10 protein-coding genes are annotated in these 12171 nt (G+C 59.8%); 2 read left to right on the plus strand and 8 right to left on the minus strand.

The window, feature by feature from the left end:
- Positions 1–18 precede the first annotated feature (18 nt).
- Positions 19–324: a chaperone modulator CbpM gene (locus tag AC1DQM_RS21185; RefSeq protein WP_018928457.1), complete on the plus strand. Its 306-nt coding sequence runs from the start codon at positions 19–21 to the stop codon at positions 322–324.
- A gap of 163 nt (positions 325–487) precedes the next feature.
- On the opposite strand, the gene AC1DQM_RS21190 is transcribed toward AC1DQM_RS21185, so the two are convergent.
- Positions 488–1615: a sensor histidine kinase gene (locus tag AC1DQM_RS21190; RefSeq protein WP_477746797.1), complete on the minus strand. Its 1128-nt coding sequence runs from the start codon at positions 1613–1615 to the stop codon at positions 488–490.
- A gap of 259 nt (positions 1616–1874) precedes the next feature.
- Here AC1DQM_RS21190 and AC1DQM_RS21195 point away from each other — a divergent pair, with 259 nt between their 5' ends.
- Entirely contained in the window at positions 1875–6794 is a 4920-nt protein-coding gene (locus AC1DQM_RS21195) for an NEL-type E3 ubiquitin ligase domain-containing protein (protein ID WP_477746798.1), read from the plus strand.
- A 67-nt stretch (positions 6795–6861) separates the two neighbouring features.
- Here AC1DQM_RS21195 and ureC read toward each other — a convergent pair whose 3' ends face one another.
- The 7 genes from ureC to urtE all read right to left on the minus strand — a co-directional run bounded on the left by ureC (position 6862) and on the right by urtE (position 12153).
- The gene (ureC, locus tag AC1DQM_RS21200; protein ID WP_477746799.1) at positions 6862–8562 is read right to left on the minus strand and encodes an urease subunit alpha; all 1701 of its coding nucleotides are present in this window, start codon (positions 8560–8562) and stop codon (positions 6862–6864) included.
- Between the two features lie 184 nt (positions 8563–8746).
- Complete coding sequence (locus tag AC1DQM_RS21205; protein ID WP_018928453.1) at positions 8747–9055, minus strand: urease subunit beta; 309 nt, start codon at positions 9053–9055, stop codon at positions 8747–8749.
- Positions 9055–9588: a GNAT family N-acetyltransferase gene (locus tag AC1DQM_RS21210; protein ID WP_018928452.1), complete on the minus strand. Its 534-nt coding sequence runs from the start codon at positions 9586–9588 to the stop codon at positions 9055–9057. The genes AC1DQM_RS21205 and AC1DQM_RS21210 overlap by 1 nt, the downstream gene beginning before the upstream one ends.
- Positions 9589–9594: 6 nt before the next feature.
- Entirely contained in the window at positions 9595–10128 is a 534-nt protein-coding gene (locus AC1DQM_RS21215; RefSeq protein ID WP_477746800.1) for an N-acetyltransferase family protein, read from the minus strand.
- Positions 10129–10137: 9 nt separating this feature from the next.
- Entirely contained in the window at positions 10138–10440 is a 303-nt protein-coding gene (gene ureA / locus AC1DQM_RS21220) for an urease subunit gamma (RefSeq protein ID WP_007937143.1), read from the minus strand.
- A gap of 143 nt (positions 10441–10583) precedes the next feature.
- Complete coding sequence (locus tag AC1DQM_RS21225; RefSeq protein ID WP_064616043.1) at positions 10584–11423, minus strand: urease accessory protein UreD; 840 nt, start codon at positions 11421–11423, stop codon at positions 10584–10586.
- Between the two features lie 31 nt (positions 11424–11454).
- Positions 11455–12153 (minus strand): urea ABC transporter ATP-binding subunit UrtE, encoded by a 699-nt coding sequence (gene urtE / locus AC1DQM_RS21230; protein WP_019582243.1) that lies wholly within the window; start codon positions 12151–12153, stop codon positions 11455–11457.
- Positions 12154–12171: the final 18 nt, after the last annotated feature.

Below are 12171 nucleotides of genomic sequence, written 5' to 3' on the forward strand. Positions count from 1 at the left end.
ATAAGGAGGAGCCCAATCATGAGCGACCCCGTGATCGTTCTATTGGACCTGGCAGAATTCTGTGAGGCGACCGAGTTGTCGGACGTGCATGTGATCGAGATCGTCGAACACGGCATCCTCGAACCACAGGGTACAGAGCCCAAGGATTGGCGTTTCACCGACTACGAACTGGTTTTGGCCAAGCGCGCCGCCAAGCTGCGGCGCGACCTGGAGCTGGAATGGGAAGGTGTCGCCCTGGCGCTGGACCTGCTTGACGAGGTCCAGCAACTGCGGGCCGAGAACCGCATGCTCAAGCAGCGGTTGGGGCGCTTGGTGATCGAATAGCTGTAAACACTAAACCTGTGGCGAGGGGGCTTGCCCCCGTTGGGTTGCGTAGCGACCCCAAATCCGGTCATCGCGGTTTTTCAGACTGACCGCATGCGTCGATTTTACGACTGCTGCGCAGCCGAATGGGGGCAAGCCCCCTCGCCACAGCGGTCCCAAGGCGTTACACCTTCCTGGGCAACACCACGCTAAACAGTGTGCCCTCAGCCTCGCTGGAACTGACCTCGATCGTCCCTTGATGGGCATCAACCACTTCCTTGACGATGAACAGCCCCAGGCCAAGGCTGGTGCTCGGCCCGCCGAGTTCTTCGTCGGCACTGCGTACCAGTGGATCGAAGATTGTGCCGATGACCTCGGGCGGAATCGGCGTGCCGTCGTTGTGCACGGTGAGCCGAACGCTGTCCGTTTCACCCCTGAGGCTCAGCTTGATCACGCTGTGGTTCGAACCGTGCTGCAAGGCATTGCCGATCAGGTTCTGCAGCATTTGAGCGAGCCTTCGGCCATCCCATACACCCCGGGTATCGCCTTCGACGCTCAGTGTCGGATCGCATTGCGGATGAGCAGCGCAGGCTTGGGCAATCGCTTCGCGCGCCGCCTCGGCCAGGTCCATGGGCGCCGGTTCGATCGGCAGGCGCTTGCCCAGGCGACTGCGCACCAGTTCCAGCAAATCGCTGACCATCACCGCCATGTGCCGCGCGCCATCCTTGATATTGTTTGCACAGGTCAGCGCATCGCCTTCAAGCGTTGCTTTACGCAGCAGTAACTCGGTGGACATGCTTACTGCCTGCAATGGCGCTCGCAGGTCATGCCCGAGTATCGCCAGAAACAGATCCCGCGAATGGTTGACCTGTTCGGCATAGGCGGCGGTGGATTCGGCGAGGGCTTCATCGATGGCTTCGTTGAAACGGATCATGTCCTGGAAATAGGTCAGGTCCGGTGACTCCAGGCTGTCGACCCACAACCGAATCACACAGGCCCGCAAATGGCGGAACTCGCTGGTCATTTGCACCAGGTCGAAGCCCACGGTATGCCGCAGTTCGCCATGGCTGGCACCCGCTTCATCCAGGCTTGGGGTTTTCTCCGGGCCTTCGCCCTTGGCCTTGGCGAGCTGTTCGCTGGCGGTTTGCGCGGTGCTCATGTCCCGCGCTGCCGCCAGCAGAATGGCCTTGGCGTGATCGCGCAAGGCTGCTCGATCCATGCACTCGGCCGCCGGGGTGATCGTTCTGGCGAACTGTTCCCATTCATCGACGATACGGTCCACGTGTTGCCTGATGAATTCGGATAAGCGCATGGCCGTTACCTGCCTGGAGAGTCTGGGCATCTTAGCCTCTTTGTCGATCGGTAAAAACTACCGCTGACACACCGGATCATGCTTGCAGGTCTTGCAGGTCTTGCAGGTCTTGCAGGTGGTACTTATTTGTTTTTTAGATTCTTAAGTTGGAAGGTGTTGTTTGTTTTATCGCTATTTTCCAACAGTTATTTAATCTTTTGTTTTTGCAGGTATTGAATAAGCTTGGCGTTCTTCTTAAATGCATAGGGATACATGCGCAATGAATGAATTGTCAGAAGGGGGCGTTTCCAACATTTCTCAAGAGATGACAGCTGGCGCCAATGTTTATTTGAATTATCTTGCAACCAAAGTTCCCGCATTCATAAAGAAACCATCTGTATCAAGTTTTGTATCAACGACTGATATGAAACCGGACGTTCCCGAGTGGTACATCAAGGCGAGCGCTATCAACCGTCAATATCTCAACGAACTCATCAGTGAGCGCTGGCGGTTGCAAGACAGCCTGGATGACACACTGGGCGATTTACAAAAGGACATCAATAAGTTCGCCGAACCCTTGCTTGTTCAGGCCCTGAAAGAAAAGCTGAACCTGGATCTGGATGTTCATGCGACATCGGTACGGCTTTATATTCCGGCCCTCCTGGGTTTTGGCGTCGACACCAATGCCAGTCGGCTCAGGCAGTCAACACTGCTGGAGGCCGCCCTCCATAACTTCGAGGACTCTGAAACCCGTGCTGGCGCCTTTCGTGATGGCTCCGGCATTTTCATTACCGACGCCGAAGGAGCCCTGACGCGCCATTCATTGACCATCGAAAGTTTTGCGAGCCTTTGCAGGGATCTGGATCTCGGTGCGCAATATCAGCGGCACATCAAAGGGTTGCTGGCCCCTTCGGCGGTTGATGCCAAGGCCTCGCTTGAACAGCACTTCATCGGGACCGAAAAGGCCGCGTTCAATGAGTCAGCCCTGATTGCCTATTTGAAGAGTGATATCACTTCTTATGCATATGGCAAGTTGCAGCAACTGCGAGACAACCAGACAAACGTCACGATGGGCAATCGCCCGTTACAGTCTCATCGGCTGACTCTTTTGGGCGTGAAGCTGTCGGGTATCGTGTTGTTCAGTGCAGTGGCTGATCCGACACGAGTAAAGCGAATCTACAACAGCCTGGTTCCGGCAGACCAACGAACAATGATGGAGTGGTCGCGCAAACTGGCCATTTTACCCGGGCAGGAGTTTGATCAATTCAAACTGCTCAAGGCCTTTTTTGCCAACGGGCCAAGCGGTGTGGTCGACGAGGTGCTGGGCAGGAACGATATTTTTACGCAGAGCCGGCTCGATGGCACCTTGATCGCCTACGTCCCTGATGACCCTGAACATCCCTTGAAGGAATATCCGTCCTTCACCGACTTCATGAAGGAGCTGACGAGCCAGTTGCGCTCGTCGGACTATCAGCAGTTCTTCAGTCGGTTCGTACCGCAAAAAGACCAGAGCAGGTTTTTCGCTCGCGTCAGGGAGCGCTTCAGCACCTTCACCTGGCAGCAGCGGGAACCGTTGAACATGGGGCCATGGTGGCGGGAAACCGCAGTGGAAAACCCCGACGCAGAACCGATCACCCATGTGATCGAAGGCGCGCTCTGGCCTCAGTTCAGTCGATGGCGGCGCGACAAGGCCATCGCCGATGCGCGACATATCGCCGTGCCCACTGGCGATGAAGATGCCAATGCCCGCTGGGCGCGGCTGAGGAGTTACGCGAACATCGGCTGGAATGTGTTCAACTTCGGCGCAATGCTGGTGCCTGGCCTGGGGGAGGCCATGTTGGGTGTGATGGTCGGGCAAATGCTGCTCGAAACCATGGAGGGCATTGAGGACTGGAGCAAGGGAGACAAGGAAGAAGCGTCGGCGCTTCTGTGCGGTGTCCTGATCAATGCTGCCCAGTTGGCAATCATGGCGGCAGGGCATGTTTTACCCACGGGCGCAGCGCCAGCGGTCCGGCCTTCATCTTTTGTCGATCAGCTGAAGCCGGTGGTGCTCGCTGACGGCAAGACCCGTCTCTGGAATCCGGACCTGAGTCCGTATGAACATCAAGTCAGTCTGAGTCCGGGTACGAAGCCAAACGAGCGAGGCCTGTATCTGCACAACGATCAGGAATTCCTGTCGATCGGCGGTAAATACTTTGCGGTGCAAGACGATCCACTCACGGGGCAACCGCGGATTCTCCATCCGGATCGAGCGATGGCCTACCAACCGAAGCTTGAACACAATGGCGCAGGCACCTGGCATACCGAGCTCGACCGCCCTGTCGAATGGACCTCGACCGAGCTCATGCGGCGGTTGGGGGCGAGGGTAGAAACGTTCGACGATGCAACGCTTGAGCAGATCCGGATCGCCAGTGGCGTCGAAGCAGATGTGCTGCGTCGGCTGCATGTCGAAAACGAAGCACCGCCGGCGTTGCTGGTCGACACGATCGAACGGTTCAAGACGTGGTCGGACACGGGGAAGCTGCCACAGAGCGGTCTGTCGCCATCAGACAATGCCAATGTGCGGGTGCTTCAGGATGCTTTTGCACAATTGCCCGACGGCGTGGCCGAGGAACTGCTGGCCGCCGCTGCTCCGGCGGATTTGCGAGCACTGGCCGAACAAAAGCGCATTGCCTTGCATCTGCGGCAACAGGTGCGGGCGGCCTTGCTGGAAGTACGTTTGGCGCGCGCCTATGAAGGGCTGTTCCTTGACTCGATGCACGCTCCGGATACGGAACGGCTGGCGCTGCACACCCTGGAAACCTTGCCGAACTGGCCGGGCGACGTGCGCATTGAAGTTCGCGAACATTCGTTCACCGGGCACCTGCGCGACAGCATTGGCCCGGAGAACGCACGTACGCGCAAAGTGCTGGTCAGCACGGACGAGGGCTATGAAGCGCGGGATGCCGAGGATAACCATCTGCGGGGTGCCGACGATCTTTTTTCATCCGTCTTGCACGCTCTGCCCGACGCCGAACGCAAAGCGCTGGGGTACGAGATCTATCAAGGCGCGAACCTCAAACGCAGTGTTCAAAATGCCCCGTTGGCGCGTGACAAGCTGCGTCCGATGCTGGCGGACAACCCTCTGCGCAAGCCCGCCTACGATCCCGAAACGATGAAGTTGCGCGGTGGCATGTTTGCCCCCCAGGGCATTCGACAACTGACCGGCCGAGTGACGCCGCAGGAGCGGGTCAGGAGTGTGCGCCCCGGGTGGACGGAAACCGAGGCCCAGGCTTACCTGGACGGCGGGGGCGACGACGTTACTCCGGAACAGCGGGCAAGCGCATTGGAGGCGGAGTTCGATCGTCTCAATGCCAATTTCCGGCACTGGCTCAATTTACCCACCGAAGCGTTCAGGTACAGCCCTGCCGGCATTGCCGAATGGCAGACCCGAAACTCGATCTACACAACCATTCGCCAGTGCTGGCAGCACACCGGGCCCAGGGATGTGGACCCTTTGGGAAATATGTACGGGACAGCGCTTGATTTCAGAAACGTTCCCCTGGGGCGACACTTGGGAAGCATGCCTCTGTTGGAAGCCGATTTTCAGCACGTCACCAGCCTGAACTTGCTGGGCACTGAAATGAGCGATGCCCACGTCACGTTTCTGGTTCATTTCCCGAAACTCCGTTCGCTGAATCTCACCGGTAACCAGCTCACGCAATTTCCTCGTGCGGTGGGGCGAATGCGTGGGCTGACCGAACTGAACCTCGGCGATAACCGGATAGTGCTGGATGCCCAGGGAGCTACCTATTTGAGATGGCTCTCCCGGCTGAAAAGTCTGGATCTGCAAGGAAACCCGTTGGGGAGAGTGCCCGATATCGGTGGGATGCGCATGCTGCATACCCTGATGCTGGGTGACACCGGGATTGATACCTGGCCGGACGGGCTGTTCGCTCAACCCAGGTTCCGGCATTTTTACCTGAACCTGCAGCGCAACGAACTGACCGTTATCCCGCAGGTTACGCCCGGCTCAGCCTCCGCGGAGCTGTTGGCGCGCACGGTATTGAATCGCGATCCGCCGTGGTTGTCGGCCGAGAACCTGGAAACGCTCAGAGGTTATATCCGGTCCGTCGGCCTGGACCCCGATCGTCCGTATCCGCCTCGCGGCGTGCGCGACAGTCTTGATTGGGAGGAAGGCATGACGCGGCCTGATTGGGTCGCTAAACAGGAGATATGGAACAGCGTGGAGGATGAGTTCGGTTCGGTGCCTTTTTTCAATCAGATCAGGAAGCTCACCCAATCAACCGCCTTCAGAACTGACAAAGCCTTCAGGGTGGACATGACGCAAAAGCTCTGGCGAATGCTGGAGGCCATGTCCAAGGACAGCGAGCTGCGGCGCAATCTTTTCGTCATGGGCAGGGAGGAGGTCACTAACTGTGTTGACGCCGGGGCGCAGTTGTTCAATGCGATGGGCGTAGAAGTGCTGATCCATGAGGCTTACGCATTGGCCAACCCGGGCCTGGTGGAGGCCGAACTGGTGCAGCTGGCCAGAGGCAAGTCGCGGCTGGACGAGTTGAGCCGGATCGCCCACAAAGTGGTTGCCGAGCGCCTGGAAAATGGTGAGCAATTCAGGACTGTCGATGCTGAGGGCGCAGTGTCGGGAAGTATCGATGAAGTCGAGGTCCACCTGGCTTACATGACGGATCTGGCAGAGCGACTGGACCTGCCCTGGCAGTCCCGTGATTTGCAATTTCGCACGCACACCGGTGTGACTCCCGAGATGATCGAGAGTGCGTATCAGCGGGTCATGGAGCTGGAAACCGGCGATTTACTGCGTGATTCGATCATCGAACAACCGTTCTGGGAAACATACCTACGGGGCACAAATCGAAGCGCCTTCAAGGTTTTCAGGCGCCGAATCGATGCAACGACTGAGTTTTACATGGCGCTTGAAAAGAGGGCCTCCGAACCGAACCTTTCGTTGCAGGCAAAGGCCGATCTGAAGCAGGAGCTCCGGGTACTCGCCGCTGAACTGGGTAAGCTGGAAAGCGAAATTGCTCCGGGCCAGGTCATGACTGACCAAGCCTATGCCGCCGAGTTGAACCTGATCGATATCGAGATGAAAACGCTGCTTAAAACCCTGACCCAACAGGCGATGGATCGGGCGAAACTGCAAAGGGTGGACATCGCCTTTATGAACGCACCAGCAACGGATTGACCTGAGAAACAGCTAACCCGGTACGAAGAATGACACCCCTCGTGCCGGGTTTATGCCTGACCGAATCTCAAAACAGGAAGTAACGCTGAGCCATCGGCAACACATCCGCTGGCTCGCACCAGAGCAAGACACCGTCGGCCTTGACCTGATAGGTCTGCGGATCGACGTCGATGTCCGGCAGGTAGTCGTTGTGAATCAGGTCGGTTTTCTGCACCTCGCGGCAGCCTTTGACCACCGCGATTTTCTTCTTCAGCCCCAAGGCTTCAGGCAAGCCCGCCTCCTGCGCGGCCTGGCTGATAAAGGTCAGGCTGGTGGCATGCAACGAGCCGCCGTAACTGGCGAACATCGGGCGGTAGTGCACCGGTTGCGGCGTTGGAATAGATGCGTTGGCGTCACCCATCAGGCTGGCCGCAATGGCACCGCCCTTGAGGATCAGCGTTGGCTTTACCCCGAAAAACGCTGGACGCCAGAGCACCAGATCCGCCCACTTGCCCACTTCGACCGAGCCCACTTCATGGCTGATCCCGTGGGTGATCGCCGGGTTGATGGTGTACTTGGCGATGTAGCGTTTGGCGCGGAAGTTGTCATTGCCTTCGCCATCTTGTGGCAGCGGACCGCGCTGCTTCTTCATTTTGTCGGCGGTCTGCCAGGTGCGCGTGATGACTTCGCCGACGCGGCCCATGGCCTGGCTGTCGGAGCTGATCATCGAGAAGGCACCGAGGTCATGCAGGATGTCTTCGGCAGCAATGGTTTCGCGGCGGATGCGGCTTTCGGCGAAGGCCACGTCTTCGGCAATGCTCGGGTCCAGGTGGTGGCAGACCATCAGCATGTCGAGGTGCTCGTCGATGGTGTTGCGGGTGAACGGCCGGGTCGGGTTGGTCGAGCTCGGCAACACGTTGGCGAAACCGCAGGCCTTGATGATGTCCGGGGCATGACCGCCACCGGCACCTTCGGTGTGATAGGTGTGGATGGTGCGGCCCTTGAAGGCGGCGAGGGTGGTTTCGACGAAGCCGGACTCGTTGAGGGTGTCGGTGTGAATCGCCACTTGCACGTCGTACTGGTCGGCCACGGTCAAGCAATTGTCGATGCTCGCCGGGGTGGTGCCCCAATCTTCGTGCAGCTTCAGACCAATGGCGCCAGCCTTGACCTGCTCGATCAACGGCTCCGGCAGGCTGGCGTTGCCCTTGCCGGTGAGGCCGATGTTCATCGGGAACGCATCGGCGGCCTGGAGCATGCGCGCCAGGTGCCACGGCCCGGAGGTGCAGGTGGTGGCGTTGGTGCCGGTGGCCGGTCCCGTGCCGCCGCCGATCATGGTGGTGACGCCGCTCATCAGCGCTTCTTCGATCTGCTGCGGACAGATGAAGTGGATGTGGGTGTCGATGCCGCCGGCGGTGAGGATCATGCCTTCACCGGCGATCACTTCGGTGCTGGCGCCGACCGCGATGGTGACGTTGGGCTGGATGTCCGGGTTGCCGGCCTTGCCGATGGCCGCGATGCGTCCGTCCTTGAGGCCGACGTCGGCTTTGACGATGCCCCAGTGGTCGATGATCAGCGCGTTGGTGATCAGGGTGTCGACGACATCGCGTGCCAGCCGTTGGCTTTGGCCCTGGCCGTCGCGAATGACTTTGCCGCCGCCGAATTTCACTTCTTCGCCGTAGGTGGTGAAGTCCTGTTCCACTTCGATCCACAGTTCAGTGTCGGCCAGACGGACCTTGTCACCGACGGTGGGGCCGAACATGTCGGCGTAGGCTTGTCTTGAGATTTTCATGCGCTTGCCTTGAAAGTGAAGTGCGGTAGTCCGCGGTCCATTGTGGCGAGGGAGCTTGCTCCCGTTCGGCTGCGCAGCAGTCGTAAAATCTGCCGCTCCGCTTATTCAGATAGATCGCACCAGCTGTGTTGCGAGCGCTTCGCACTCGAGCGGGAGCAAGCTCCCTCGCCACAGGGTTTGCGTGTCAGTCGAGGTCGCCCATGATCCTGCCGGCAAACCCGAACACCCGGCGATGCCCGGCCAGGTCCACCAGCTCGACCTCGCGGCTCTGCCCCGGTTCGAAGCGCACCGCGGTGCCGGCGGGGATGTTCAGGCGCATGCCGCGGCTGGCGACGCGGTCGAAGGTCAGCGCGTCGTTGGTTTCGAAGAAGTGATAATGCGAGCCGACCTGGATCGGCCGGTCGCCGCTGTTGGCCACCTTCAGGCTGACAGTGCGTCGGCCCACGTTAAGCTCGATGTCGCCGGGCTGGATCTGGTACTCACCGGGAATCATCACTGGGCTCCTTGGAGAATCTTGTAGTAGAGGGCGGTCGGTTTGTAGCGCCCGTTCGGGTCGCAGGCGTAGTCCGGAATTTCGCCGGCACGGGTGTAACCCAGGGCCTTGTAGAAGTCTTCGGCGGGGGAGCCGGCCTCGGTGTCGAGGTAGAGCATGCCGCGCTTGTGCTGGCGGGCGGCGAGCTCCAGGGCATGCATCAACTGCTGGCCCAGGCCGCGACGACGGGCGTGTTCACGCACCAGCAGTTTCTGCACTTCGGCGCGATTCAGCCCATTGGCTTTCTGGCACAGGTTCAGTTGCACACTGGCCTGCACCTGTTCGTCCTTGACCACCACCCATAGCAGCACGTTGCCTTTGTTCAGGTTGTCCTGGACTTCATCGAAATGGGCTCGGGCCTGGGTGGCGTCCAGATCCGCCATGAACCCGACGCTGGCGCCATAGCCGACGGCGTCGAGCAGTAGATCAATCAATCCCTGACGATAGTGCGCAAAGCTTTCAACATTGACGCGTCGCAGTTGGGCGGCGTTCATGGGGCATCACTCCTTGTGGGGATCGGGTGGAATTGCGCCCGGATCGAGGATCAGTTGCATGAAGGTCAGGTCCAGCCAGCGGCCGAACTTGGTACCCACCTGCGGCATTTGGCCGGTGACGACAAAACCGGCCCGATCGTGCAGCCGGATCGAGGCGCTATTACCGCTTTCGATGGCGGCGACCATCACGTGTTTGTTGCAGCCTTTGGCGCGCTCGATCAGCGCTGCCATCAGTTGCGGGCCGAGGCCATTGCCACGCTGGTCGTTGCGCACGTACACCGAGTGCTCGACCGTGTGGCGGAACCCGTCGAAGGGGCGCCAGTCACCGAATGAAGCGTAGCCGAGTACGTTGTCGTCGCCGTCGACGATTACCAGAATCGGATAGCCCTGGGCTTGCCGCGCGCTGAACCAGGCCTGGCGGTTGCCCAGGTCCACGGCCTGTTCATTCCAGATCGCCGTGGTATTGAGCACCGCGTCGTTGTAGATGTCGCGGATCGCCGGCAGATCGGCGTGCAGCGCATCGCGGATGTGGTAAGTCATGGCGCAGCCTCAGGCGATCGGTTGGTGAACGGTGACCAGTTTGGTGCCGTCGGGAAACGTCGCTTCGACCTGGATCTCCGGGATCATTTCCGGGATGCCTTCCATCACTTGCTCGCGGCTGAGCAGGGTGGTGCCGTAGTGCATCAGCTCGGCCACGGTCTGGCCGTCACGCGCGCCTTCGAGCAGCGCCGCGGAAATGTAGGCCATGGCCTCCGGGTAATTGAGTTTCACGCCGCGAGCCAAACGCCGCTCGGCCACGAGGCCGGCGGTGAAGATCAGCAGCTTGTCTTTTTCGCGTGGGGTCAGGTCCATCGTAGAAATCCATAATCGGCAGTTAAAGGTGTACTCAACCTGTAGGCGCGAGGCTTGCCCGCGAAGGGGACGCCTCGGTTTAACGGGAAGACCGCGTTATCGTTCTTCGCGGGCAAGCCTCGCTCCTACAGAGTGGATCGTGTTCAGGTGGCCCATATTCTGGGCGGAACGGCTTCGCGGCCGAGCAACGCAGGCCGGAGCAATCGCCACAATTCAATTAGCCAACCCCGTGCCAACAACGCCTCGCTGGCCAGGCACCGGGCGACCAACAGCCCCGGCAGCTGCGTCAGATCCCCGCGCACCTCATTGGGCAGCGAGCGGCACTTCTCCAGCAATTCACTATCAATCTCTCCGGTCACCAGCAACGTCGCAAACACCGGTTGCCCATCCAGCCCGATCGGCGAGTCCAGCAAACCGTCATCCCCGGTAATGCGCTGGCGTTCGTGCCAGAGCAACTGGCCGTCGCGGCGGATATCCAGGTGGGCCTGGAAGTGCCCGAGGTCGAAGCGCTCGCCACTGGCCGGACGCCCCAGCGCTACCACGTCCCAGTAGAACAACCGGGCATCGCCCTCAAGATCAATGCTCGTGCTGAGTTCAGCCTGAGCGGCGCTGAAGATAATCGTCTCTTGCGGCAGCCACTCCAACGTAGCACCGGCGGCAACGCGCAAGTCGAGTTTCTGATAAGCCGGCCCGGCCGCGCGATACCACTTGGCAGCGCCGGGGCTGGTGATTTGCGCCCAGGCGTGGGTGCCGACGCTGGCCGATATATCCAGCCGATCACCGCCGGCAATCCCCCCCGGCGGGTGGACGATGATGTGCTGACACACCTCGGGGCCTTCGGCATACAAGTGCTTCTGCACCCGCAGCGGGCCTTGATGACGGCGCTGTACCGGGCGGGTGCTGGCGCCGAAACGGGCGTAGCCCAGCTCCAGCTCGGCATGCCAGCTCGGGGTAAACAGCGCAGTGGGGAGAGGTAAATTCATATCGTCTAATTTATCGTCAGAAGGCTGCAGGTTAGATCGTAACCAGCCCGCGCACACCTTCGGCTTCCATATTTTCGCCACGACCCTGCTGCACGATCTCACCCCGGGACATCACCAGGTACTGATCGGCCAGCTCGGCGGCGAAATCGTAGAACTGCTCCACCAGCAAAATCGCCATGTCGCCACGGGCCGCGAGCTTTTTGATCACCGCGCCGATTTCCTTGATCACCGACGGCTGGATGCCTTCGGTGGGCTCATCGAGAATCAGCAGCCGTGGACGACTGGCCAATGCCCTGCCGATCGCCAGCTGCTGTTGCTGACCGCCGGACAAGTCACCGCCACGCCGTTGCTTCATTTGCAGCAACACCGGGAAAAGCTCGTAGATGAACGCCGGGACCTCTTTGGCTTCGGAACCCGGAAACCGCGACAGGCCCATCAGCAGGTTTTCTTCCACGGTCAGCCGGCCGAAGATTTCCCGGCCCTGAGGCACGTAGGCGATCCCGGCGTGAACCCGTTGGTGCGGCTTGAACGTGGTGATCGGTTTACCTTCCCAGTTAACCGCGCCCTCCTTGGCCGGCAGCAAACCCATCAGGCATTTGAGCAAGGTGGTCTTGCCCACGCCGTTGCGCCCGAGCAGGCAGGTGACTTCGCCGACCTTCACCTCAAACGTCAGGCCCCGCAGGATGTGGCTACCGCCGTAGTACTGGTGCAGCTTGTCGACTTGCAGCATCTTCAAATTCCTCTCATT

Source organism: Pseudomonas sp. 01L34, from assembly GCF_056400265.1.